Genomic DNA, 25271 nt, shown 5'->3' with positions numbered 1-25271 from the left:
TGAGACAGCAGACCGACACCGACGGTACGGGGGAGGCGACGGGTGCACCGGGGTGAGGGACCGACGTACGGCGCCGCGGTGCCGCTGCGACCGCCGGGCAGCGCCGCCCAGCCTCCCCCGCCACGGCCGGTTCCGCGGGCCACGCCGCAGTACCGGCCGCCGGAGGCCTCGGTCCGGGCCGTACCCCGGCGCGGCCATCTGGGCCCGTTCAGCCTCGCGCAGATCGTGGCGGCCGAGGCGGCGGCGCTGGCCCTCGTCTTCGCCGTCACGCAGAACATCGCCACCCTCGCGGTCACCGTGGCCGGCGCGGCCGCGGTGGTGCTGGTCTTCTTCTCCCGCCGGCAGCACCGCTGGTGGCTGGAGCACCGGCGGGTCGCCGCCGAGCACCGCCGCCGCCGGGCCGCCCGGCCGGATCCGCGGTCCGGGCCGGTGCTGGCCGCGCTCCGTTCGGTGGCGCCCGGCCTGACCGTGCGGGACGTGACCGCGTCGGACGGCACCGTCGGCGTGGCCCGGGACGAGGCCGGCTGGTACAGCGTCGTCGCGGTCGACCCGGCCGTCACCGAGGTGCCGATGGACGCGCTGGCCGGAGCGCTCGCCGGCACCGGGCAGCCGGGCCTCGTGATGGAGCTGGTCACGCACACGGTGCCGGCGCCGAGCCCGGACGTGCCGGCCGCCTCGCCGTCCGGGGCGTCGTACCGGCAGTTGGTGGAGTCGGTGAGCGCCGGGCCGGTGCCGGCCTACCGGGAGACGTCGATCAGCGTCCGGATCGACGCGCAGGCGCTGGCCGAGGCGCTGCTCGACCACACCGCCGACCCGGAGGCGGCCGCCACGCTGGTCGGCGGGCTGGGCCGGAAGGTGGCGGCCAACCTACGGCGGCTCGGGATCACCGGCCGGCCGTTGGACGCGGATCAGCTGCTGGCCCTGCTGGCCCGATCGTGCGATGTGGAACCGTGGGCGCTGGCCGACGGCCCGGGCGTGGACGAGGCGTGGACGCATTGGCGGTCGGCGCGGCTGATCCACCGGACGTACTGGCTGAAGACCTGGCCCACGTCGGCCACCGAGATCGGGTCGCTGTTCGCCTGGGCGGCGACCGCCCCGGCCGCGCAGACCAGTGTGGCGCTGCTGCTGAGGGCGGGCGCCGGGGACGAGGTGGCGGTCCGCGCGTTCATCCGGATGGCGGCCCGCCCGGACGCGGACCTGGCCGCCCTGGACCGGGTCCTTCAGGAGGGCGTCCGGCGGGCCGGCGGCGAACTGCTCCCCCTCGACGGCGAACAGGGCCCCGCCGCCTACGCCACCGCCCCGACCGGAGGTGGCGCGGGATGAGTCAGCCGTGGCCGCAGGAGGGTGGGGCCGCCTATCAGCAGCCGGTGCCCGCGCCCCGGCAGCCGGGGCAGGTGACGTCGGGGCGGGCGTCGGTGCCGGTGCAGCGGCCGGCGCCGGCGCCGGCCGATCCGTTCGCCCAGCAGCAGGCGGTGGCCGAGCCGGTGGCCCGGGGCCTGTCCGCGCCGGCGGTGACGTCGGCGCCGCTGGCCCGGCCGGGGACGTACCCGCCGGAGCGGCCGCCGGACGGGCCGCCGACGGGTCCGGAGGACGGTGCCGGCGGACCGGAGCGGACCGGGCCGTCGGGGCGGGTCAGCCGGCTGCGGATCGGCTGGCACGCGATCCCGCGGGCCGGGTTGCGCCGGGTGACGGTCACCCCGGCCGCGCCGCCGGGGCTGCTGCTCGGGCGGGACCAGCGGCAGGCGCCGGTGCCGTTGCGGTTGTTCGCCCCCGAGCCGGTCCGGGTCACGCTGGTCGGCGGCGTGTGGGCGGCCCAGTTGCTGATCTTCCGGGCGTTCTCGGTCGGGGTGCGGGTGGTCGTGGTGACGACCGAGCCACGGGCGTGGGCCGGGTTCGGGGAGCGGGCCACCGGGCAGCAGAACCGGCTCACCGTGATCGGGCAGGAGCCGGGCGGGCCGTACGGCGGGACCGCCCAGACACCGCTGATGACCGTCTTCGACCTGGGGATGACCGGCCCGGCAGCAAGCCCACCGCTGGGCCCGTGGCACACCCAGCTCACCATCCTGCGGCAGTTGGACCGGCCCGGGGTGGCGGCCGTGCAGGAGGCCGGCCTGGTGGTCCTCCAGCGGCTCGGCGGCGACGAGGCGACCCTGGTGGCGGCCGCCCTGAAACTGCGCCCGCAGAGCGGTCAGCTCCTCCAGTCGATGAACGACGACATGATGGCCCTGATCGGCGACGGCGACGACCGCTACCTGTTCCTGAACCAGACCCCGATCGAGCAGCAGTACGTGGGCCTCCCCCGCCGCTAGGGCGGGGCCTGCGGGGCCACCGATCTCAGCCCGGCGCGGCGGCACAGGCGGGACCGGGCAGACGGTCGCGCCGGCTCACGGGAACTGCCGCATCTGCGGTGGGAGCGGCGACACGCGTACCGGAAAGGAAATCAACGGCCCGGCGGGGACCACGCGAGCTGGACCAACCGCGCGCCGTGCCGTCGGGTGACCATCCACGCGCGGCCCGGCGGCAGCGGCTGGGGTTTGATGTTGCCGAAGAGCGGCCCCTCCTCGCGGGATCCGGACATCATGATCCCGGGCGAGGCGAGTTCGCGGATGCGGCCGATGACCGGGTCGAACATGGCGCGCCCGGCGCCGCCGATCCGGCGGGTGATCACCACGTGGAGCCCGATGTCGCGGGCCTGGGGCAGGAATTCGAGCAGTGGGGTGAGCGGGTTCGGGCTGGCCGACGCGATCAGGTCGAAGTCGTCGACGAGGACGTAGAGCTCGGGGCCTTTCCACCAGCTGCGGTTGCTGAGCATCTCGGGGGTGACGTCGGGGCCGGGGAGGCGTTCCCGCATGGCGACCGCCACCTGGTTGATCAGGTCGGCGGTGACCTGGTGTGAGGTGCCGTAGCCGATGGTGTGTTCGGGCGCGACGCAGCCGAGCAGGCTGCGCCGCAGGTCGACGAGGAGGAGCCGGGCCTCGGCGGGGGTGTGTGACGCGGCGACGGAGCGGGCCAGGCTGCGCAGGAAGGAGCTTTTGCCGCTTTCCACGTCGCCGAAGAGCAGCGCGTGTGGTTCGGCGTCGAAGTCGAGGTGGACGGGTTGCAGGTCGACTTCGGCGATGCCGATGGGGACGGCGCCGCCGCGGGCCGGGGGCAGCGCCTCGAACGGCAACTCGGCGGGCAGCAGGCGCACCGGCGGGGCGGGTGTGGTGGTCCAGTGGTCGGCGACGTGCCGGACCAGGTCGGCGACCGCGTCGGCCAGATCGTCGACGCGCTGTTCGCGGTCGATGCGGGGCAGGGCCGCGAGGAAGTGGTAGCCGTCGGGGGTGAGGCCGCGACCGGGCGCGTCCTCCGGCACGTTGACCGCCTCACGCCGGTTGATCACCGAGTCGCTGGCCTCGCCGAGACGCAACTCGACGCGGGTGCCGAAGACGTCGCGGATCTGCGGGCGGACGTCCATCCACCGGTTCGTGGCGGCGAGGATGTGGATGCCGAAGCCGAGCCCCCGGTTGGCCAGCTCGTGCACGGCGCCTTCCAGGTCCTCGAACTCGGTGCGCAGTGTGGACCAGCCGTCGACCACCAGGAAGACGTCGCCGAACGCGTCCTCAGCGAACCGGCCCTGCGCCTTGGCCCGCCGGTACGCCGCGGCGCCCTCCACGTTCTCCCGCGCGAACATCTCCTCCCGGGCCCGCATCAGACCGTGCAGTTCGGCGATGGTGCGGCGGACCTTGTCCACGTCGCGCCGGGTCGCCACCCCGCCGACGTGCGGCAGGTCGGCGAGCGCGCTGAGCGGGCCGCCGCCGAAGTCGAGCCCGTAGAACTGCGCCTCGCGCGGGGTGTGGGTGAGCGCCAGGCTGACCACCAGGGTGCGCAGCAGATTGGACTTGCCGGACTGGGCGGACCCGACCACCATCACGTTGCCGGCCGCCCCGGCCAGGTCCAGCCACATCGGGTCGCGGCGCTGCTCGTACGGCTTGTCGATGATCCCGCCGAGCGCGTGCAGGCCGCCGAACCGCTCCTCGGCGTCGACGGTGAGCCCGCGCTCCGGCATGGTGACGACCGGCGGCAGCATCTGGCCCAGGGTGGGCGCCTTGTCCAGCGGCGGCAGCCACACCTCGTGGGCCGGCGCGCCCTTGCCCTCCATCTGCCGGACCAGCACCTCGATGAGGGTGTCCCCGGTCGCGGTCTCCTCCGGCGGGGCGGTGTCCTCGTCCGGTGAGTCGGAGAGCAGCGGCGCCACGTAGAAGGTGGAGAAGTCGCGGATCGGGTTGCCGCCCCGCCCGCCGGCGCCGGGCAGGTCGCCGTTCTGCCGGACGACCCCGGAGACATAGGCGGCCTTCACCCGGATCAGACCCTCGGTTCCGGTACGCAGATAGCCGTGCCCCGGCGATCGGGGCAGTTCATAGGCGTCCGGCACGCCGAGCACGGCCCGGCTCTCCATCGACGAGAAGGTGCGCAACCCGATCCGGTACGACAGGTGCGACTCGAGCCCGCGCAGCCGCCCCTCCTCGAGTTTCTGCGAGGCCAGCAGCAGGTGGATGCCGAGTGACCGGCCGACCCGCCCGATCTGGACGAACATGTCGATGAAGTCGGGCCGGGCGCTGAGCAGCTCGGAGAACTCGTCGACGATGAACAGCAGGCTGGGCAGCGGGGCGAGCGGCACCCCGGCCGAGCGGGCCCGCTCGTAGTCACGCTGGGACGCGTAGTTGCCGGCCTTGCGCAGCAGCTCCTGCCGCCGGGTCAGCTCGCCCTGGATGGCGCCGAGCATCCGGTCGACCAGGGGCAGCTCGTCCTCCAGGTTGGTGATCATCGCGGCGGTGTGCGGCAGCCGGTCCAGGGAGGCGAAGGTGGCGCCACCCTTGAAGTCGACCAGCAGCAGGTTGAGGATCTCCGGGCTGTGCGTCATGGCGAGCGCCAGCACCAGGGTGCGCAGCAGCTCGGACTTGCCGGAGCCGGTGGCGCCGACGAGCAGGCCGTGCGGGCCCATGCCGTCCTGCGCGGACTCCTTGAGGTCCAGCTCGACCGGGCGGCCGTCGAGACCGACCCCGATCGGGACGCGCAGACGGTCCCGGTTGGGGCGGCTGGCCCACAGTTCGTTCAGGTCGATGCCGTACGGGTCGGGTTGTTCCAGCAGCTCGGCCAGCCCGGTGTCCTGGGAGATGGCCGGCTGGTCGGCGAACGAGGCGGCCGACAACCGCAGCGGCGCCAGCTCCCGGGCCAGCACCTCGGCCTCCGCGAGACTCAGCACGTCGGCCTTCCCGACCTCGGTGGGACCGTCCATCGTGGTGCCGGTGACAGTACCGTCGGCGGCGATCTCCAGGACCACCGAGCTGTCGTCGAGCAGCCGGGGCGGCGGCACCGACAGGTCGACGATGGTGACCCCGGCGACGCCGCCCTCGGTCATCAGGTGGTCGGAGCCGGCCGTCGAGCCGCCGTCGATGATCACCATGACGTGCGGGCCGCCGCCGGGCGCGCCGGCCGGGTCGAACCGGGGCCGGTTGACCAGCACGTCGTCGAGCATCGCCTCGAGCGCCGGGATGCTCGGGGCGACCAGCCGGACCGGGCCGATGGCGTCGGTCTTGCCCGGATGCTGGCCGTGCGGCAGCCATTTCACCCACTCCCAGCGGGCGCGTTCGTGATCCGGAACGCAGACACCGATCCGCAGGTCGTCGGGGGCGTGGAAGGTGGCCATCTGGGCGATCAGGGCCCGGCTGAAGTCGTGCACCGGCTGGTCGGCGCCGCGCACGTAGATGTGCGAGAAGTCGCGCAGCGCCACCGAGACCGGCAGGTCCGGCACCACCGAGTAGGTGCTCACGAACCTGCGCAGGGCCATGGCGCAGAGCGGCTCCAGCTCGTCGACCGGCCGGGTCTGCGGCGGGACGAGACGGGTGGCCACCTCCTGCGGGCCGACCGCGATCCGGACCACGGTGAAGTCGGCGTCGCCGCGGCGGCGCTCCCAGAGGCGGCCGCTCTCGGTGAACGTCCAGAGGGTCTCCGGGTCCGGGTTGCGGTAGTAGAGCGCCTCCCGCTGGCGGCGGATGGTGTCCCGCAGCTGGGCCCGGAGCTGGGAGAGATGCCGCAGGTACTGCCGGCGCGCCTCGATCATCTCGCGCTTGCCGGGGCCGGACTGGTTGCCCGCCATCATCGCGATCATGCCGAGGATGGAGACGCCGTACATCGCGCCGGCCACGTAGGCGATCGGGCCGCTGCGCTGGGTGCCCATCATCAGGCCCATGGCGGCCGCGCCGGCGCCCATCGGCAGGATCATCAGCATCCGCTGCCAGCCCTTGCCCTGCGGCGGGGGCACCTCGGGCGGCGGGTCGAGCGGCACCTCGCCGGACGGCATCACGGGCGCGGGCCGGCGTGGCGGACGCTTGATGATCGTTACTGTCACACTGGGCTCCCCGTGGGTGACGTAGCGACGACCATCCTATCCGTCATTTGTGCACGTGAATGGATCTTCGCGGCTTGCTACGTTGTCCACTGTGAGCGCACCCGCACCGAGCGGGCCCTCGCTGGCCCGGGTGACCATCGCGGCGCCGACCCGCCGCCTCGACCTCGCGCTGCCCGACAACATGCTCGTCGCCGAGCTGCTGCCGCACCTGCTCCGGCACGCCGAGGGCGCGCTGGGCGAGCCGGCCGAACGCTACGGCGGGTGGGTGCTGCGCCGCGCCACCGGCACCGCCCTCGAACCCGGGCGCAACCTGGCCGCGCAGGGCGTCCGCGACGGGGAGCTGCTGCACCTCAACCCGGCCCGGGAGGACTGGCCGGAGCTGGCGTACGACGACGTGGTCGAGGTGATCGCCAGCGGCTCCCGGCGGGCCGCCCGGTCGTGGAGCCCGGCCGCCACCCGGCGCTGCGGGCTCGCGGTCACCGCCGCCGCCCTCCTGCTCGGCCTGGCCGGGCTGGCCGCCACCGGTCCCGTCTGGGTGCTGCCCGGCGTGGTCGCCCTGGTGGTGTCGCTGGCCTGCGCGGTCCTCGGGATCCTGCTGTCCCGGGCCTTCGGGGACGCGAACGCCGGTGGGGTGGTGGCCGCGAGCGGCCTGCCGTACGCGTTCTTCGGTGGCGCCTGGCTGCTCACCCGGCCCGACGGCGGATTCCTCGGCGTGGGCGCCCCCGGCCTGGTCCTCGGCTCGTCCGCGCTGCTGGTGGTCGGCGTGATCGGGTACGCCGGGGTGGCCGGGCTGGCCCGGCTCTTCGTGGCCGGCATGGCGGCCGCCCTCACCGGCCTGCTGGCCGCGACGCTGGCGCTCGCCGGGATGTCCGCGGAGGGCGCCGCCGCGGTGGCGCTGACCGCCGCGATCGGGCTGCTCCCGGCCTATCCGGTGCTGGCCGGCTGGCTGGGCCGGCTGCCGTTCCCGGACCTGCCGAACCGGGCCGAGGAGATCCTGGCGGACAAGCCGATGCCGCGCCGGGCGGACGTGTTCGCCGCCGTGGTCCGGGCCGCCGAGATGCTGACCGGGTTCATCCTGTCGGCGGCGCTGTGCAGTGTGGTGGCGATGGCCTGGCTGGCGCTGTCCGGCCCGGACATCGCGGCCGTGCTGCTGATGGTCGCCGCGATCGCCGCGCTGCTGCTGCGGGCCCGGCTGCTGCCCACCCCGCAGCAGCGGGTGCCGCTGCTGACGGCCGGGCTGGTCGGGCTGGCCGGGCTCGGTGCCGGCCCGGTCGTCACCGGCGCCGTCTCCGGGGTGGTGCTGGTCGCCGGCGCGGCCGTGGTGGTCGCGGTGGCCCTGCCGTCGGCGCTGATCTACAGCCGCAAGGCGCCGTCGCCGTACCTGGGGCGCGCCGCCGACATCCTGGACATCGTCGCGATCATGGCGCTGATCCCGCTCGCCTGCGCGGTGATCGGCGTCTTCGACGACATCCGCGGCCTGTTCGCGTCGTTCGGGGGGTGACCGCCGGTGATCTCACGCCGCGACCAGTTGCAGTCGTACCAGTTCATGAACCAGCGGGTGATCTCGGCGCTGGTGATGCGCGAGACCGACCCGGCCCAGTCGCCGCTGCGCCGCGGCATCGGCGCCCTCTTCGGCGGTGTCATGGTGGCGATCCTGGTCACCGCCGGGTTCGGCATCTACGGCCTGCTCACCCGGACCGGCGCGAACCAGTGGCAGCAGGAGGGCTCGGTGGTGGTCGAACGCGAGACCGGCGCCAGCTTCGTCTACCTGCGCGGCCGGCTCAACCCCACGCTCAACTTCACCTCCGCGAAACTGGCCGCCGGCCGCCCCGACCCACCGGTCTTCCGGATCGCCGCCAAGTCCCTGACCGGCACCCCGCGCGGCGTCACCATCGGCATCGCCGGCGCCCCCGCCTCACTGCCCGAGCCGGCCCGCCAGGCCCGCCTTCCGTGGACCGTGTGCGCGGTCCCCGGCAACCGCCCCAGCACGGTCCTGCTGGTCGGCGCGGGCTCCCCCGCGGCCGCCCCGGCCGGCGACCGCGCCCTGCTCACCACGGACGTCACCACCGGCGACGTGCACCTGATCTGGCAGGGCCGCAAACACGAGATCAAGGATTCGCGTACGACGGTGCAGGCCCTGTTCGGCGCCGCCCAGCCGGTCCGCATCGGCACCGCCTGGCTCAACGCCCTCCCGTCCGGCGCCGACATCGCCCCGATCAACGTCAACGGCCGCGGCAACCCGTCCCCGGCCGCGGCCGGCTTCGACAACGGCGACATCCTGGTCACCCAGACCGGCAGCGGCCAGCAGTTCTACCTGATCCTGAACGACGGCCGCGCCGCCATCACCCCGCTCCAGCAGGCGGTCCTCAACGCCGGCTTCCCGGAACGCCCCAAACAGATCTCCGTCAACGACCTGACCGCCATCCCGGAGAGCCGCGCCCTGCAAAATGACGACCCGTCCGTCCGCGGCCCGCAGGTCGTGCCCGAACTGGCCACCATCGACCAGGGCGCATCGGCCTGCGCGGTGACCACGGCCGCGAACAAGCCCCCGGCGATCTCGGTGGGCGCTCCCGCCACCGCGTTCGGCGCCACCATCCCGACCGGCGGCGCCACCGGCAACGGCCGCCCGCTCGCCGACGCGGTCCAGGTCCCGGCGGGGCGGTTCGAGCTGGTCCGCGTACCGGGATCCGGCGGCTTCATGCTGATCACCGACATCGGCCTGCGCCACGCGATCCCCGACGCCGACACGGTGGCCCGCCTCGGCTACGCCGCCGCGAACGCCATCGAGGTGCCCACCGCCCTGATCAATTCCCTCCCGGCGGGGGTCACCCTCGATCCGGAGGCCGCCACCCAGCCGGCCGCCAACCCCGATTGACCCCATCTCCCGTACGGGCATCCGCCGCCCCCGCCGAAACCTGGCAGTCCCGCGGCACCACGCGACCTGGCTGCCGGGTCCAGGCCACCGCGCGACCGCCGGGCCACCTGCCGGGCCGGCTGAGCGGGTCGCCGAGTTCAAGGGCGATCCGACTCCGCCCGGCGCCCCAGTCCCTTCCACCCGGCACGGGCCACCTTCCCCGGGCCACCTAGCGGCGGGGTGCCGACTCGACGGGTTCGGCGTCCAGCAGCATGACCGGAGGGCCGGGCTCCAGCGGCTCGGGTGGGCTGTGCAGGTGGGGCGCCAGGCCGGGGCGCCAGTGGCGGCGACGGCTCCGGCGCACGGCGGCGGCCGCCAGCAGGAGGGCCAGAACCAGGACGGCGGCTATCCCGGCGCCGGTCAGGGCAATCGTGCGGCGCTGGAGTTCGGTGGCGTCGGCGGAGGGCGGGGGCGCCTGCAACGCCGGCAGGCGACGGGCGCCGGTGTCCACCACCTGGGCCGTCAGCGCCGCGTACGGGTTGATCACGCCGGCGCCGAAGGCCGGGCCGGTGGGGGCGGGACTGGCGGTCGCCACCAGATGGCGGGCGGTTTCGGCGGCGGTCAGGCCGGGGCGGCGGGCCCGGGTCAGGGCAGCCGCGGCACCTACGAAACCGGCGGCCACCGCGGTGCCGTCCACCTCGACCAGGCCGCGGCCGGTCTGAAGAGTGGGGACCGCGACGCCGGGGGCCACCAGGTCGACGAAGCCGCCGCGCTGGGAATCCGGCCAGATCCGGCCGGTCTGGTCGATGGCGCCGACGCCCAGGACGTTCGGGTAGGAGGCGGGGTACGGCTTGGGGTTGGGCTCGTCGGGACCGCCCAGATCACCGACCGCGGCGACCACGACGACGTTCCGTGCGGCCGCGGTGGCGACGGCGGCCTCGAGGTCACGGTCGTCGTCGTAGACGGGCTCGGCGACCACCACCACGTCGGCGCCGTTCTGTACGGCGACGGTGATGCCCTGGGCCAGCGAGTTCGCGGTGGGCTCGGAGCCGGCCGGGTCGTCCAGCATCACCCGGACCGGCAGGATCCGGGACGCCGGGGACAGGCCGGCCACGTCGTTGTCGCCGCCGGCGCGCTGGCCGCTGATGACGCCGGCGACCTGGGTCCCGGTGCCGGTGCAGTCCTGGTTCGCGCGGCCGGCCCCGATGACGCCGGCGCCGGCCAGGACCCGGTTGCCGAACTGCGGCTGGCCGGCGTCGACGCCGGTGGAGAGGACGGCCACCGTGATTCCGGCGCCGTTCTCCAGCGGGGTGACGGCATCGGCCTGCAACATCGCCCGCGGCCATGATCCGTCTATTTGATCACGGCCGGGTTTGGCACAATTCTGGCCGGGCGCCGCGAACGCGGGAACAGGCGCCGCGAACGCGGGAACGGGCGCGGCAAGAATCGGAACAATGATCGACAGGAACAGCGCCGCGGTCCTCATGACGCATATCCTCCGCACTCATCCACAACGATTCAAATAAATCATGACCCGGCTGCCCGAAAAGCCGCCCGACTGATCGCGGGCTCATTGCGATCTTGGACGATTGCCCACCGGATGCGGTGGACAACCGCCCAAGATCCGCAAGCGAACGAGCGGGCAAGCGAGCCGATTGCGGACCTTGGACGGCCGACCACCCGATCCGGTGGGCAATCGTCCAAGATCCGCGGGCGCAGCGCGGCGCGGGCGCGGGCGCGGCGCGGGCGCGGGCGCGGCGCGGGCGCGGGCGCGGCGCGGGCGAGCGGGCGAACGAGCGGGCAAGCGAGCCGATTGCGGACCTTGGACGGCCGACCACCCCATGCGGTGGGCAATCGTCCAACATCCGCGGGCACGGCACGCGCGAGCGGGCACGGCACGGCACGCGCGAGCGGGCACGGCACGGCACGCGCGAGCGGGCACGGCACGGCACGCGCGGGCGGGGCGTGGAGCGGCCGCCGGCGGGAGCCGGCGGCCCGTTTGCGTGTCGGCGCGCGGTCACATGCTGCTGGCGATCTGTGCGTCCACCTGCTGCATGCGCTCGGCCGAGGCGCCCAGCCGGACACCGACGCCGGCCAGCGCGGACTTGATCTCGGTGGCGCCCTGGTTCCACTTCTGCCGGGCCTCGTCGCAGGCGGTACCCGCGGCGCCGGTCCAGTCCTGGGCGAACAGCTGGGTGAAGGCGGTGTAGAGGTCGTTGAGCTCGCGGTCCATCTGGCCCTGGAAGGTGTTGATGGCGGCCGACACGTCGGCGATCTGGCCGAAGTTGTAGGTGATGTTCATGGTCTGGTCTCCGTTTCGGGTCAGCCGCGAAGGGCGTTGATGACGGAGCTGTCGGCGCCACCGGCAGCGGCGGCTCGCAGGTCCTGGGCGGCTTCCTCGTCGTTGGTGCCGTATGTCTGCGAGGCGGCCGACATCTTGCCGCCGAGTTCGTCGAGCGCCTGCATGATCTTCGTGAGGCCGTCGTTGAGTTGCGCCGAGACGTCCTGGAGGGCGTTGTTCGCGGTTCCGGCGAAGGCGCCGCCGCTGAGGCCCTGGATCTGGCCGAGGAGCTGGTTCATCCCGCTGGAGATGTTCTGTCCGGTGTCCGAGCACCGGCCGGCCATCGCGCTGAGCTGTTCCTGTGTGGCATGGACCTGACCCATGCCCGGCGTTCCTGCCACGATCGTCTCCCCGATTCTCGTGAGTGGGTTATGCCAGTCCGTACGCCGGCCGCCGGGATCCGGTTCGAAGCTTTTTCGGGGAAATCTCGTCGAACCCGTTTCGGGGCTCGGGCGTACTCTTCTGCGTCACCGCTCACCGCGATCGACAATCATTTTGATCAATTGGGGGAGGCGTGATGGGCGCAGACAATCCGTATGCGGACCAGACCGCGAAGAACACACGCACGCCGTGGCTCGGCGGCGGCCCGTCGGTGGACGTCGACCTGGACGGCCTCCGCGACTACGCGACCCTCATGGCGAGTCAGCAGACGGACATCATGTCCCGCGCCGCGTACCTGGCGCCGCTCGGCCAGATGCCGGCCGCCGCCTTCGACGGTGACGTGCTGGGTGAGGCGGACGCGGTCCGGGCGCGCCTGGTGGCGAACGCCGGTGAGTTGACCGTCTACATGCAGAAGCTGGCCGAGTCGGTGGGCAACATCGGCAACGCGGCCCGGACCGTCGCGGACAGCTACGGCAGCGGCGACGCCTTCTCCGCGGCCTCCCTCAACGACGTGCTCTTCGCGTACGGCGACAAGAGCGTGCCCCGGCCGGCGGGCCTGCCGGAGGGGGTCGGCGTGACCGTCCAGGAGCAGCAGGCGGCCGCGCGGCCGGCGGTCCCGGCGGCGGACAGTGGCGAGTGGACGACGACGTCGGTCACCCCGCTGTCGGCGTACCAGTCGCTGGAGACGGCGGCCGGGCCGAACGGCGAGCGCCGCGAGGTGACGACGTTCAGCGCGCCGGGCAGCGGGATCACCACGGTCACCACCACGGTGTTCGGCAGCGACGGCGAGACGGTGTCGTCGGTCACCACCCGCACCTCGGTCCGGCAGACCGGAGACGTCGAGATCAACGTCGAGGAGACCTTCGGACCCGACGGCAGGCAGACCGGGACGACGGAGACCCGGACACGGTACGACGGTGAGCACGTGACCGGCCGCAGCACCGAGATCCGCGACGGCGACGGGCAGACCGTGCACCGGACCGTCGAGACCACCGATCCGGGCACCCGCGAGCAGGTCACCGTCACCTCGGAACGCAACGCCGAGGGCGCGATCGTGGAGACGAACCGGGCGGTCACCGGCATCGCCACCCAGGGGCAGGAGGTTCCCACCCCGTCCATCGCCGAGAAGTACCGAGTGAACGGCTGATCCGATGGCTGACTACTACGGCGCGACCGCCAACCCCAACTACGGGTACAGCCCGTACAGCGGGCAGACGCACTACGGCAGCTACCCGCCTTCGCAGACGCCGTTCACCGGCTCGCCCGGCGGCGGCAACACCACCGGCATCGAGGAGATCCGTCAGCGGATCCGGAACATGCACCCGGAGCAGATGGCGGCGCTCGCCGACCAGTGGCAGAACGCCTGGTCGTTCATGGCGGACGTGAAGACGTTCCTGCTGAACCAGAGCAACGTGCTGCGGGACGAGGCGTGGCAGTCGCCGGCCGCCCGGGACGCGTTCCTGCGGCGGGGGCCCGGGGAGACGCTCGCCTACCTGGACGTGTGGATGGACGCCGCCCAGCAGAACGTGACCGCGCTGCGTCACATGGTCAACGTCTCCACCGAGGCCCGGTACGCGATGGAGCGGCTGGTCCGGGACTACGAGGACGAGCTGCGGGAGGCGCAGAACGTCGACTTCCTGGAGCACGTCGGCGCCTTCTTCACCGAGGGCGTCGGCTGGGACGCGGCGCGGCTGGAGGAGATCGAGGAGGACCAGTCGCGGGTCCAGGAGAAGTACCGGTACGAGGCGCAGAAGCTGGCCTTCTACTACGGCGACCAGTTCTTCGACTACATCGGCACGCTCACCAGCGGTGTCGGCCCGCCGGTGCAGCCGATGAACGCGGTGCTCAGCCAGCCGGCCGCGCTGCCCGGCGGTGGTGGCCTCCCGGGTGGGCAGGGTCCGGCACAGCTCGGTCCCGGGTTCCAGCCGCTGCCGGTCGGCAACCCGCCCGCGGCGCAGCTTCCGCCGGGCACGCTGCCGCCCGGGCAACTGCCGCCGGGTCTGCTCCCGCCCGGGGTCGCACTTCCGCTGCCGGTGGCGCCGGGCACCGTACCCCCGGGGTCTCTGCCGCCCGGTGTGACGCCTCCCGGAACCCTGCCGCCGGGCCTGTCGCCTGGTCTTCCGGCGCCGATCGGCCAGTTGCCGCCCGGTGTTCTGCCGCCGGCGCCCGGGACGTTGCCGCCCGGCACCCTCCCTCCTGGAACGTTGCCGCCGGGAACGTTGCCTCCGGGCAGTGGGCCGTCGGTGATCCCGCCCGGAAGTGTGCGGCCCGGTCTGCCTCCGCAACTGGGCCGGCCGGGGCGGAACGTGCCGGTTCTACCGGGCGGGCTGCCGCCGGGGCGGACGATCCGGCGGCCGAGTGCTCCGAGCGCACCGGTCGTGCCCCCGGGCGGGCGGGAGATCCGCCGTACCGGTCCGGCGACTGTTCCGCCGACCTCCCCGGCCGCGCGCCCCGGGCGTACCACTCCGGGTGTGACGCCGCCGCCTGCCCGGACCGGGCGTCCCGGCCGGACCACCCCCGGGGTGACTCCGCCGCCTGGCCAGGCCGGACGTCCCGGCCGGACCACCCCGGGGGTGACGCCGCCGCCCGGACGGACCTCTGCTCCCGGGGTCACGCCGCCTGGACAGACGGGACGGCCCGGGGACCGTGGGCGCGGGCGTCCGGGGACACCGGCCCGGCCCACCGGCTCCGGAGTGGACGCGTTCGGCCGTCCGCCCGGGCAGGCCGCTCCGCCCGTACTGAAGAATCCGGGTGAGGGACGCGGGGCCCGGCCCGGCAGCGAGGCCGAGATGCGCCGCCCGGCCGCGCCGCAGCGTCCCGGCGGCACCGCGCCGCCGGTGCTGAACCGGCCCACCTCGCCGGCCGCTCCCCCGCCCTACCGGCCGACCCGCCGGGATCGCGGTCTGCCGCCCTGGTCCGACCTGTTCGGCGCCGAGGAGGCCCGTAGGCGCGGCGGCTCCGGGGTGATCGACGCACCGGAGCGGGCCCGTCCGGACGGTGGCCCGTGGGGTCTGCGCAGCCGCGCGGCGACGCGGCCGGAGACGCCGGCCGAGCCGAACCGGCCCGGCACGGTCGCGCCCGAGCTGGGCCGGCGGCGGGGTGGCGGCGAGCCGGTCCCGGTCCGCGAGGACCACGACCTGGTCACCGACCAGCAGGCCTTCGGGGTACGGACGCCGGGCGGCAACGTGGTGACCGGCCGGGGCGAGGAACCGCCGGAGCAGGAGATCCGCCGGGCGTTCCGCTCCTGAACGGCCTCAGGGCCGGGGCACTGACACCACGATCGAGCCGGCGGCCCGGTCGTGCAGTCCCCGGCCCTCCTTGTTGAGCAGGATCGCGGGCACGAACAGGGCGAGCAGCACGGCGCGGAGCAGGCCGCGGCCGAGGCCGATCACACCGCCGAGCTCGTACGCCTCACAGCGGATCCGGAACAGGCGCATGCCCGGCGTCTCACCGAACAGGCCGAGGAAGAAGGTGTTGGCGGCGATCAGCACCACGACGGCCGGCCACGACTGTTCTCTGGGGCTGGCGTAGAGGCTCGCGATCAGCAGGCACAGGACCCAGTCGACGATCAGCGCGCCGAGCCGTGGGCCGAGTCCGGCCCCGTTTGTTGATGCAGCCACGGCGGCTGAGAGTACGCGATAGTGTCCGAAGAGCGGCTCGCGTCCTCGCCGTGCCTGCTCGAAGCGTTACGTAACACGGCGGAAACAATAGGGATACGCCGGGGCAACTCCGTACCCATAACGTCGCGACCAGCCCTGCCAGGTGGCGGCATGTGCCGCCCGGTATCGGAAACACTGTGCCAGGAGGACGTGTGTTCGCCAATCCCGAGGAACTCCTGCGATACCTCAAAGACGAGGACGTCAAGTTCGTCGACGTACGTTTCTGTGACCTCCCGGGTGTGATGCAGCACTTCAACATCCCGGTCGAGTCGTTCGACGACAGTGTGGTGACCGACGGCCTCGCCTTCGACGGGTCCTCGATCCGCGGCTTCCAGGCCATTCACGAGTCCGACATGATGCTGCTGCCGGACGTCGCCACCGCCTTCGTGGACCCGTTCCGGATCCAGAAGACGCTCGCGCTGAACTTCTTCATCCACGACCCGTTCACCCGCGAGGCCTACTCGCGTGACCCGCGGAACGTGGCCAAGAAGGCCGAGGCCTACCTGGCCGCCAGCGGCATCGCCGACACCGCCTACTTCGGCGCCGAGGCGGAGTTCTACATCTTCGACTCGATCCGCCACGAGACCTCGGCCCACCAGTCGTTCTACTACATCGACTCGATCGAGGGCGCGTGGAACTCGGGTCGTGAGGAGCCGGGCGGCAACCTCGGCTACAAGACCACCTTCAAGGGTGGCTACTTCCCGGTCTCCCCGGTCGACCACTACTCCGACCTGCGCGACATCATGGTCCGCAAGCTCATCGACTCCGGCTTCACCGTCGAGCGCTCGCACCACGAGGTCGGCACCGCGGGCCAGGCCGAGATCAACTACAAGTTCTCGACCCTGCTGCACGCCGGCGACCAGATGCAGCTGTTCAAGTACATCATCAAGAACACCGCGCGGGCCGAGGGCAAGACGGTCACGTTCATGCCGAAGCCGCTCTTCGGCGACAACGGCTCCGGCATGCACACCCACCAGAGCCTGTGGCTGAACGGCGAGCCGCTGTTCTACGACGAGACCGGCTACGCGGGTCTGTCCGACATGGCCCGGTGGTACATCGGCGGCCTGCTGCACCACTCGCCGTCGCTGCTCGCGTTCACCAACCCGACCGTCAACTCGTACCGGCGTCTCGTGCCCGGCTACGAGGCCCCGGTCAACCTGGTGTACTCGCAGCGCAACCGCTCCGCCTGCACCCGTATCCCGGTGACCGGCAGCAACCCGAAGGCCAAGCGCGTCGAGTTCCGCGTCCCGGACCCGTCGTCGAACCCGTACCTGGCGTTCTCGGCGATGATGATGGCCGGCCTGGACGGCGTCAAGAACAAGATCGAGCCGCCGGCCCCGATCGACAAGGACCTGTACGACCTGCCGCCGGAGGAGTGGGGCAACGTCAAGCAGGTGCCGGGCTCCCTCGACGCCGTGCTGACCTCGCTCGAGGACGACCACGACTACCTCACCGCCGGTGGCGTCTTCACCGAGGACCTGATCTCCACCTGGATCGACTACAAGCGCACCAACGAGGTCGACCCGGTCCGGCTCCGCCCGACCCCGCACGAGTTCGAGATGTACTACAACGTCTGATCCGATCGCGCGAAACGGCGGTCACGCTCGGCTCCCAGCCGACGTGGCCGCCGTTTCGCGTTGTCACAGCGAATCCGTTGCCGGGTGGCGGGCGCAGGGGCTGTTGGAGAGTTCGTGGGACACCGACGGCGCCTCACCCCGGCGCTACTACTGGCTCAGCCCGGAGGGCAAGCGCGTTCTCGAGACGATGAGTGAGACGTGGCGGCGTCAGGTCCGGGTGATGGATTCGCTCCTGGATTAGGAGGCGATCGGGTGGCACAGTTCGCGGCCTGGTCGGCGCTGCTGGTGGTGTATCTGAATCCGGGCCCGCTGACCTGCCCTGGGTGGCCGCGCTGGGCGGGATCCTGGTGGCGGTGGCGGCCCTGATGTTCTACCGCGAGGTGACCCGGGTGGAGCCGGCGCCGCGGCTGTCAGTGGTATGAGCGTCTGCCCAGGCGCTGGGCGAGGCTCCACAGGCGTTCGGCGCGGCGGGTGGCGGTGGTGATCGCGCGGGCCGGGTCGTGGGGCAGGCCGGCGACGATGAGGCGGCTCACCGGCCTGGCCAGGGGGTTCTCCGGGGCGCCGCCGGGGACGACGACGCCGAGGTAGGGGCGGCGCAACGTGCGCGGGGCGACCACCGCGAGGATGCGCCCAAGATGGCCGGCCTGGGCGACGATCGCGACCGGGCGATCGTCGCCGAAGTGGCCCTCGTGTTCGGCGCGCAGCAGGTTGGTGACGGTGTCGACGGAGTGCCGTTCGACGCGGATCGACGATTCGCCGATTCCGGCCGCCACCAGCCAGTTCCGCATCAGGTCGGCCTCCGGAACGCCGCGGAAGGTCTCGCCGGGCGCGCCGGGGCTGGTCCACGGGGTGCCCTTGCCGTCGACGGGCGACTTGTAGCCGGAGCAGACGATGAGCCCGCGCCCGAGCCGGCGGTGCAGGGCGGCCGCCGTCCGGCAGCGGTCCGCCCCGCCCGGGGTGAGGCCGGTTCCGCCGGCGTCACGGCCGTGTCCGGGTACCAGGATGTGCGTGACCCGGGTCAGCGTCAGCCCGGCCGTCCCCGGCAGCACCTCGAACTCCACGATCATCAGTCTGCCGGGCCAGCGTCAGCACGGCGGACGCGGTGGCGATCACCGGAACGGCCCAGCCGGCCAGGACGATCATGGCGAGGGTCCCGCTGTCGCCGGAGAACCCGACCGGCATCATCAGCCCGGTGAAGTAGGCGACCCAGACCAGAGGCATCCAGCGCCGCCAGCCGGTGAGAACGGTGCCGCGGGTGATCGCGACGGCGGCGAGCAGTCCGCCCACCACCTGGAGGAGCCCGCCGACGGCGAAGGCCGGGTTCTCCTCGTCGGTGATGCCGGCCGCCATGGAGATGACGGTGGCCACCGCGATCGCGGCATGCCCGGCCGCCCACAGCAGCAGCATCACGCTCCCGAACCGCCCCCAGCCGGCCGCCCGCAGCCGGTACAGGCCGTAGATCAGGCCGGCCATGCACAGGAAAGCGGCGATGTTGACCAGTGAGGACAGGGTGGACTGACCGTCGGGCGGCGAGATCACGGCCTCCAGCAGCCAAAGGGCGGCGCCGGCCAGTCCGGCGAGACCCGACGTCAGCGCGACACGGTTGCGGTCCATCGAAAACCTCCAGGGGTACGCCGATGCGATGAGCTCCAGTGAACGTTCGGGTGGCAGCCGTGCACATCCGTGCTGGCACCGAGTTCACCGCGGCGAAAAGGCCATACCGTGGGGACATGACGGCCCGTGGGTCCGCTGTCCTCTCGTACCTCCTCCTGTCGGCGACGGCCCTGCTGGCGGTCGCCGGGATCGTCCTCGCGGTGTCCCGCCAGGCTGCCGGCTACTTCGCCGTGGAGGCGGCGATCGGCCTGGTGTCGTCGCTGCTCGGGTGGTTCGTCACCCGCCGCCGACCGGGTAATCCGGTCGGCCCGCTGCTGGCGTTGCTGGGCTTCTGCCCGATGCTGATGGCCGTCTCCGACATGGCGGTCGGCTCGCTGCCGCCGCTGGTGGAGGCGATACGGACCGGCATCTGGATGCTCTGGTACGTCCCGCCCGCCCTCCTGCTGCTGTACTTCCCGGACGGCCTGCTGCCGGGCCCGCGCTGGCGGTGGGTGTCCCGGGGCCTGATCGCCGTGCCGGCCGTCTTCGTGGTGGGCGCCGTCTTCGATCCGGCGGCCTGGCCGTCCGGCCCGCCGGAAGTCCCGTGGCCGATCGGGCCGGTGGCGCTCGGTGTGGCGCTGGCGATGCTGCCGCTGCTGCTGGGCCTGCTGGTGGCGAGCGCGGTATCCATGGTGGTCCGGTACCGCCGCACCACCGATCCGGTCGGCCGTGCTCGGATCAAGTGGCTGGCCCTGGGCGCCGGCCTGCTGCCCGGGACGCTGCTGCTGTGCTGGTTCAGCTATCTGCTGCGGGGCGACTCCGACCTGGTGATGGTGGGGCTTACCGTGACCGGCGTCGGCATCCCGGCCGCGGCCACCGTCGCGATGCTGCGCCACGACCTGTACGACGTGGACCGCGCGCTCAGCGCCACCATCACGTACGGCCTGATCACCACCGGTCTGCTGGCCGTCTACACGGTCGTCGCGTTCGCGGGCGGCCGCCTGCTCGGCAGTGACTCGGCGACCACCGCGGCCGCCGCCACCGCCGTCTGCGCCGTGCTGCTGGCTCCGCTGCGGCGGCGGATCCAGGCGCCCGTCGACCGGCGCCTCTATCCGGTCCGGCGGGCGGCGCTGGCCGCGGTGGACCGGCTGCGCGTGGACGCCCGGGACGGCCGGGCCCGGCCGGAGCAGCTGGCCGAGGTGTTGCGCGGGGCGCTGCGGGATCCGGCGTTGCGGGTCGGCTACCGGCTGCCCGGGGCGGACGAGCTGGTCGGCGCGGACGGCGGCCCGCTGGGCGCGGTGCCGGCGGCGGACACGGTGCCGGTGCGGTTGCGGGGCGAGGAGATCGGGGCGCTGGTACGGGGCACGACCGGGTCGCGGGAGCTGATGCGGGAGCTGGCCGACGCGATCGCCTTCCCGGTGGAGGTGGTGCGGTTGCGGATCGACCTGGCCCGGGCGCTGCGGGACGTCGAGTCGAGCCGGGCGCGGCTGTTGCAGGCCGCGTACGCGGAACGCCGCCGCCTGGAACGGGACCTGCACGACGGCGCCCAGCAGCGGCTGGTGTCGCTGGGTCTGGCGTTCCGGCTGGCCCAGCGCCGCCCGGCGCCCGGCGAACTGGACGGGCTGCTCGATCACGCGGTGGCCGAATTGGGAACCGCGGTGGCGGAGCTACGCCGGATCGCGAACGGGCTACGGCCGTCGAGCCTCGACGACGGGCTGGCCGCCGCCCTGCGCGGGCTGGTCGACACCGTCCCGGTGCCGGTCACCGTGTCCGTGGAGGTGGCCGGGGTGCCGGAGGACGTGGCGATCACCGCCTACTACGTGGTGAGCGAGGCCGTGGCGAACGCGGTCAAGCACGCGGCGGCCGGGCACATCGACGTCCGGGTGCACGACGGCGGCGCCCGGCTGCGGGTTGAGGTGGCCGACGACGGGCGGGGCGGCGCGGTGCAGGCGCCCGGGTCGGGCCTGTCCGGCCTGGCCGACCGGGTGGCCGCCGCCGGTGGCACGTTGCGCCTGGTCAGCCCGGCCGGACGGGGCACCCGGATCGCCGCGGAGCTGCCGTGCGCATCGTGATCGCCGAGGATTCGGCACTGTTCCGGGAAGGCCTGGCCCGTCTGCTGGCGGACGCCGGGCACGAAGTGGTGGCCCGGGTCGGTGACGCGGGCGCGCTGCGTACCGCGGTGGACCGGCACCGCCCAGAGCTGGCGATCGTGGACGTACGGATGCCGCCGGAGCACACCGACGACGGGGCGCGGGCGGCCGCCGAGCTGCGTACGGCGTACCCGGATCTGGGGATTCTGTTGTTGTCGCAGCAGGTGGAGACCCGGCACTCGGTGTCGCTGCTGGCCACCAGCCGCAGCGGCTACCTGCTCAAGGACCGGGTGTTCGACGTGGACGAGTTCCTGGACGCGATCGTCCGGGTGGCGGCCGGCGGCACCGCGGTGGACCCGGAGGTGGTGACCCGGCTGCTGGTTCCGGCCCGCCGGGACTCACCGCTGGCCTCGCTGACGCCGCGGGAACGGGAGGTGCTGGCGCTGATGGCGGAGGGCCGCACCAATGTCGGCATCGCGCGGCGGCTGTGGCTGACCGAGCGGACCGTCGAGACCCATGTTGCGAACGTGCTGACCAAGCTGGGTCTGACCGGTGACGTGGAAGACCACCGGCGGGTCCTGGCGGTGCTGACCTATCTGGGTGCGGCGTGAGGGCGGCACAATCGGTCGGGTGGAGATCGGGGTGCTGGGGCCGCTACAGATAAAGAGCAGCGACGGGCGGCCGTTTCCGGTTCCGGGTGCTCGTCTCCGTACCCTCGTGGTGCTCTTGGCCCTGGACGCGGGCCGCGCCGTCTCCGCGGACCGGTTGATCGACGGCGTGTGGGGTGCGGAGCCGCCGGCCGCCGCCGGAAACGCGCTCCAGGCGCTGGTGTCCCGGCTGCGCCGCGCCGTGCCGGACCTGGTGATCGAGGCCGTGCCGACCGGATATCGCCTGGTCCTGGATCCGGACCGGGTGGACGCGCACCGCTTCGCCCGGCTGGTGGCGGAGGATCCGGCGAAGGCTGTGGAGCTGTGGCGTGGCGACCCGGAGTTCCCGGAGTCGGCCCGGGCCGAGGCGGTCCGGCTGCGGGGTCTGTGGCTGACCGCCCGGCGGGCCCGGCTGGCCGCCGAGATGGCCGACCGGGACGTGGTCGCCGAACTGGAGGCGCTGGCGGCCGAGTTCCCGCTGGACGAATCGCTGGCCACGCTGCTGATCCGGGCGCTGCGGCGGGCCGGGAACCGGGGCCGGGCGCTGGAGGTCTTCGCCGGGATCCAGCGGCGGCTGGCCGACGAGTTCGGGGTGGATCCGTCGGCGGAGCTGGCCGCCCTGCATCTGGATCTGCTGCGGGAGACCGGCCGGCGGGGCAATCTGCCGGCCGAGGTGAGCAGTTTCGTCGGCCGTGACGGCGACGTCCGCGCGGTTCGTACCCTGGCCGGCACGCACCGGCTGGTCACCCTGACCGGGCCGGGCGGCAGTGGGAAGACGAGGCTGGCGGTCGAGGTGGGCGCCCGGCTGCCGGGTCCGGTGTGGCTGGCCGAGCTGGCCCCGGTCCGCGATCCGGCGGAACTCCCGCAGGCGGTGCTGACCGCCCTGAACCTGCGGAGCCCGGTGACGCTGGCCCGGGAGACCACGCCCGCGCTGGCCCGGCTGCGGGAGGCCGTCGCGGCCCGGGAGATGCTGCTGATCCTGGACAACTGCGAGCACGTGATCGGCGCCGCCGCCGAGTTGGCGGACGTGCTGCTGCGGGCCGCGCCCGGCCTGCGGATCCTGGCGACCAGCCGGGAGCCGCTGGGTATCGCGGGTGAGCGGCTGTTCCCGGTGGAGCCGCTGGGTCTGCCTCCGGCGGGCGCCGGTCCGGAGGTGGCGGGCCGGGCTCCGGCGGTCCGGTTGCTGCTCGACCGGGCGCCCGGCCTCACGCTGACGCGTGACGACACCCCCGCGGTGGTACGGGTGTGCCGCGCCCTGGACGGGATTCCGCTGGCCATCGAGCTGGCCGCGGCCCGGTCCCGGACCCTGCCCGTCGGTGTGCTCGCCGACCGCCTGGCCGACCGGTTCCGCCTGCTGACCGGCGGCAGCCGGACCGCCCTGCCCCGGCATCGCACCCTGCGCGCGGTGGTGGACTGGAGCTGGGATCTGCTGTCCGAACCGGAGCGGCGGATGTGGCGGCGGCTGGCGCTGCTGCCCGGTGGCGCCGACGTGGCCGCCGTGGAGCGGGTGTGCGGCCCCGATCTGGATCCGCTGGCCGCCCTGGTGGACAAGTCGCTGCTGGTGCTGGGCGCGGACGGCCGCTACCGGATGCTGGAGACGATCCGCGGGTACGGCCTGGAGCGCCTGGACGAGGCCGGGGAGACCGAGGACGCGCGCCGGGCGATCGCCGGTCACCTGCTGGACCTGGCCCGGGAGGCGGAGCCGCGGCTGCGCCGGGCCGAGCAGCTCACCTGGATGCGCCGGCTGGCCGTCGAGCACGACAACCTGCACGCGGCGGTGCGGGCGGCGATCGTGGCGGCGGACCGGGCCACGGCGGTCGCGTTCTGCGCCGCGCTGGGCTTCTACTGGTGGCTGGGCGGGCACCGGGCGGAGGGGACGGCGCTGTGCCGGGAGGCGATGGCGCTGCCGGGTGCGGCGGACCAGGCGGAGCTGGCTCTGGTGTACGCGTTCTCCGCCATCAACGGCATCGAGGGCCTGATGGAGTTCACCGAGGTGCAGGCGGCGTTCCGCAACGCGTGGGGGGCGGCCGCCGGGGTCGACGGCGCGCACCCGCTGCTGCGCCTGCTCCAGCCGCTGGTGACGCTCTCCTCGGCGGATCGGGGCGACGACCTGTTCGGTGGGGCGCGGGCGCTGCTGGACGATCCGGATCCGTGGCTGCGGGCGGTGGCCGTCATGTTCATCGCCCAGATCCGGCTGAACTTCGGTGAGGATCTGGAGACCGCCGAGGCCGAGCTGCGGCAGGCGCTCGCCGGGTTCCGTGCGGTCGGTGAGCGCTGGGGTCTCGGGTCCACGCTGACCGCGCTGGCCGATCTGGCGGCGGCCCGCGGTGACCGGGAGGGCGCGGTCGCCTGCCAGCGGGAGGCCCTGGCGCTGATCGAGGAGGTCGGTCTGCGGGAGGAGCTGCCGCAGTTCCGGGTGAAGCTGGCGCACCAGCTGTGGCTGACCGGGGACCTGGACGGGGCGCGGGAGATGCTCGACCGGGCGGAGGAGCACGCCCGGGAGGACGGTGGGGCGGCGGTGACCGCGGCGGTGCGGCACGGGCGGGCCGCGATCGCGCTGGCCGAGGGGCGGGTGGACGAGGCCCGGGAGCTGGCCGCGGCGACGCTGCGCGTGATCGACCGGTCGACGGTGGCGCCGCAGTTCCGGGCTCTCGCGTACACCACCGCGGGCCTGGCCGAGGGCGCCGCGGGCGATCTGGACCGGGCCGGCCGGCTGCACCGGGAGGCGCTGCGGACGGCCGTGGCGGTGCTGGACGGGCCGGTGGTCGCGACGGCGCTGGCCGGTGCGGCGGACCTCGCGGCCCGCGCCGGCGATCCGGCGCGGGCCGCGACGCTGCTCGGGGCTGCCGACGCGGTCCGCGGCTCGCGGGACCGGTCCGACCAGCACTCGGACCGGGTGGAGCGGGCGGCCCGCGCCGCGCTGGGCGACGCGGGCTTCGAGGAGTCCTACCGGCGCGGCGCCGGGGTCACCATGCGGACCGCGCTAGACGCGGCGGCGGAAGGCCCGCACCGAGAGCGGCGCGAAGACCACCAGGAACCCGGCCGCCCAGACCAGTGACCAGGTGGCCGGCCCGGCGACCGGCCCGCCGCTGAGCAGCCCGCGGACCGCGTCGGTGAGGAACGTGGTCGGGTTGATCTCGGCGAACGCCTCCAGCCAGCCGGGCATGGTGGACGGGTCGACGAAGGCGCCGCTGGCCATGGTGATCGGGAAGAACAGCACGAACCCGAAGATCTGCACCTTCTCCGGGGCGCTGGCCAGCATCGCGACCAGCACCGACACCCAGGACAGCGACATCGCGAAGACGAGCAGCAGGCCGAACGCGGCGAGCACCGCCACCGGACCGGTCTCGATCCGGAAGCCGAGGACCATGCCGAGCCCGAGGAGCAGGGCGATCGCCCAGGCCTGCTTGATCACGTCGGCGCTGATCCGCCCGGCGAGCGGGGCGAACCGGCTGATCGGCAGGGACCGGAGCCGGTCGAAGACGCCCTTGCTGATGTCGGTGTTCAGGCCGATGCCGGTGTTCATGGTCGCGAAGATCAGGTTCTGCACGATGATGCCCGGCAGGGCGAAGGTCAGATATTCGGCCGGGCTGCCCGCCATGGCGCCGCCGAAGACGTACGTGAACAGCAGCAGGAACATGATCGGCTGGACACTGAAGTCGATCAGCTCGAACGGGTTGTGCTTGATCTGGACCAGGGTGCGCCAGGCCAGGGTCGCGGTGTTGCGCAGCGGCATGG

The 25271-nt window shown here is 73.6% G+C and carries 18 protein-coding genes; 10 read left to right on the top strand and 8 right to left on the bottom strand.

Going from position 1 to position 25271, the window contains the following annotated elements:
- Nucleotides 1–42: 42 nt before the first annotated feature.
- Nucleotides 43–1323 (top strand): type VII secretion protein EccE, encoded by a 1281-nt coding sequence (locus tag BJ964_RS17530; RefSeq protein ID WP_188121660.1) that lies wholly within the window; start codon nt 43–45, stop codon nt 1321–1323.
- Nucleotides 1320–2309 (top strand): hypothetical protein, encoded by a 990-nt coding sequence (locus BJ964_RS17525; protein WP_229807106.1) that lies wholly within the window; start codon nt 1320–1322, stop codon nt 2307–2309. Before BJ964_RS17530 ends, BJ964_RS17525 begins: the two co-directional genes overlap by 4 nt.
- Before the next feature lie 131 nt (nt 2310–2440).
- Here BJ964_RS17525 and eccCa read toward each other — a convergent pair whose 3' ends face one another.
- Nucleotides 2441–6391: a type VII secretion protein EccCa gene (gene eccCa / locus BJ964_RS17520; protein WP_188121659.1), complete on the bottom strand. Its 3951-nt coding sequence runs from the start codon at nt 6389–6391 to the stop codon at nt 2441–2443.
- Nucleotides 6392–6482: 91 nt separating this feature from the next.
- Here eccCa and eccD point away from each other — a divergent pair, with 91 nt between their 5' ends.
- Nucleotides 6483–7892, top strand: a complete 1410-nt coding sequence (gene eccD, locus BJ964_RS17515) for a type VII secretion integral membrane protein EccD (RefSeq protein ID WP_188121658.1) — start codon at nt 6483–6485, stop codon at nt 7890–7892.
- Nucleotides 7893–7898: 6 nt separating this feature from the next.
- A complete protein-coding gene (eccB, locus tag BJ964_RS17510) occupies nt 7899–9266 on the top strand; it encodes a type VII secretion protein EccB (RefSeq protein ID WP_188121657.1) in 1368 nt (455 codons plus the stop codon).
- A 208-nt stretch (nt 9267–9474) separates the two neighbouring features.
- Here eccB and BJ964_RS17505 read toward each other — a convergent pair whose 3' ends face one another.
- From BJ964_RS17505 to BJ964_RS17495, 3 genes are all read right to left on the bottom strand, one after another.
- Nucleotides 9475–10731: a S8 family serine peptidase gene (locus BJ964_RS17505; RefSeq protein ID WP_188121656.1), complete on the bottom strand. Its 1257-nt coding sequence runs from the start codon at nt 10729–10731 to the stop codon at nt 9475–9477.
- 531 nt (nt 10732–11262) lie between these two features.
- A complete protein-coding gene (locus tag BJ964_RS17500) occupies nt 11263–11547 on the bottom strand; it encodes a WXG100 family type VII secretion target (RefSeq protein WP_188121655.1) in 285 nt (94 codons plus the stop codon).
- 20 nt (nt 11548–11567) lie between these two features.
- Nucleotides 11568–11927 carry a WXG100 family type VII secretion target gene (locus tag BJ964_RS17495; RefSeq protein WP_229807107.1) on the bottom strand — a complete coding sequence of 120 codons (360 nt, stop codon included), beginning with the start codon at nt 11925–11927 and terminating at the stop codon, nt 11568–11570.
- 176 nt (nt 11928–12103) lie between these two features.
- Here BJ964_RS17495 and BJ964_RS17490 point away from each other — a divergent pair, with 176 nt between their 5' ends.
- Together BJ964_RS17490 and BJ964_RS17485 are read left to right on the top strand one after the other, a co-directional pair.
- A complete protein-coding gene (locus BJ964_RS17490; RefSeq protein ID WP_188121654.1) occupies nt 12104–13114 on the top strand; it encodes a hypothetical protein in 1011 nt (336 codons plus the stop codon).
- Between the two features lie 4 nt (nt 13115–13118).
- Nucleotides 13119–15215, top strand: a complete 2097-nt coding sequence (locus tag BJ964_RS17485; protein WP_188121653.1) for a hypothetical protein — start codon at nt 13119–13121, stop codon at nt 15213–15215.
- A 6-nt stretch (nt 15216–15221) separates the two neighbouring features.
- Here the strand turns inward: BJ964_RS17485 and BJ964_RS17480 are convergent, their stop codons facing one another.
- On the bottom strand, nt 15222–15587 hold the full coding sequence (locus tag BJ964_RS17480; protein WP_188121652.1) for an RDD family protein: 366 nt from the start codon (nt 15585–15587) through the stop codon (nt 15222–15224).
- Between the two features lie 191 nt (nt 15588–15778).
- On the opposite strand from BJ964_RS17480, the gene glnA reads away from it, so the two are divergent.
- Nucleotides 15779–17203, top strand: coding sequence for a type I glutamate--ammonia ligase (gene glnA, locus BJ964_RS17475; RefSeq protein ID WP_188121651.1), 1425 nt, complete (start codon nt 15779–15781; stop codon nt 17201–17203).
- A 410-nt stretch (nt 17204–17613) separates the two neighbouring features.
- Here glnA and BJ964_RS17470 read toward each other — a convergent pair whose 3' ends face one another.
- Entirely contained in the window at nt 17614–18264 is a 651-nt protein-coding gene (locus tag BJ964_RS17470) for a YdcF family protein (protein ID WP_188121650.1), read from the bottom strand.
- On the bottom strand, nt 18182–18817 hold the full coding sequence (locus BJ964_RS17465) for a hypothetical protein (protein ID WP_188121649.1): 636 nt from the start codon (nt 18815–18817) through the stop codon (nt 18182–18184). The genes BJ964_RS17470 and BJ964_RS17465 overlap by 83 nt, the downstream gene beginning before the upstream one ends.
- A gap of 116 nt (nt 18818–18933) precedes the next feature.
- Between BJ964_RS17465 and BJ964_RS17460 the strand changes: the two genes are divergently transcribed.
- From BJ964_RS17460 to BJ964_RS17450, 3 genes are read left to right on the top strand one after another with little or no spacing between them, the layout of a single operon-like run.
- Complete coding sequence (locus BJ964_RS17460) at nt 18934–20868, top strand: sensor histidine kinase (protein ID WP_188121648.1); 1935 nt, start codon at nt 18934–18936, stop codon at nt 20866–20868.
- Entirely contained in the window at nt 20856–21497 is a 642-nt protein-coding gene (locus BJ964_RS17455; protein WP_188121647.1) for a LuxR C-terminal-related transcriptional regulator, read from the top strand. The genes BJ964_RS17460 and BJ964_RS17455 overlap by 13 nt, the downstream gene beginning before the upstream one ends.
- A 19-nt stretch (nt 21498–21516) precedes the next feature.
- Nucleotides 21517–24591: a BTAD domain-containing putative transcriptional regulator gene (locus BJ964_RS17450; RefSeq protein ID WP_188121646.1), complete on the top strand. Its 3075-nt coding sequence runs from the start codon at nt 21517–21519 to the stop codon at nt 24589–24591.
- On the opposite strand, the gene BJ964_RS17445 is transcribed toward BJ964_RS17450, so the two are convergent.
- Nucleotides 24517–25269: an ABC transporter permease gene (locus BJ964_RS17445; RefSeq protein ID WP_188127000.1), complete on the bottom strand. Its 753-nt coding sequence runs from the start codon at nt 25267–25269 to the stop codon at nt 24517–24519. The two genes, BJ964_RS17450 and BJ964_RS17445, sit on opposite strands and share 75 nt — an antisense overlap.
- Nucleotides 25270–25271: the final 2 nt, after the last annotated feature.

This window comes from Actinoplanes lobatus, assembly GCF_014205215.1.
In the GTDB taxonomy this organism is placed as follows: Bacteria; Actinomycetota; Actinomycetes; order Mycobacteriales; family Micromonosporaceae; genus Actinoplanes; species Actinoplanes lobatus.
This window is presented reverse-complemented; position numbering and strand designations above follow the sequence as displayed.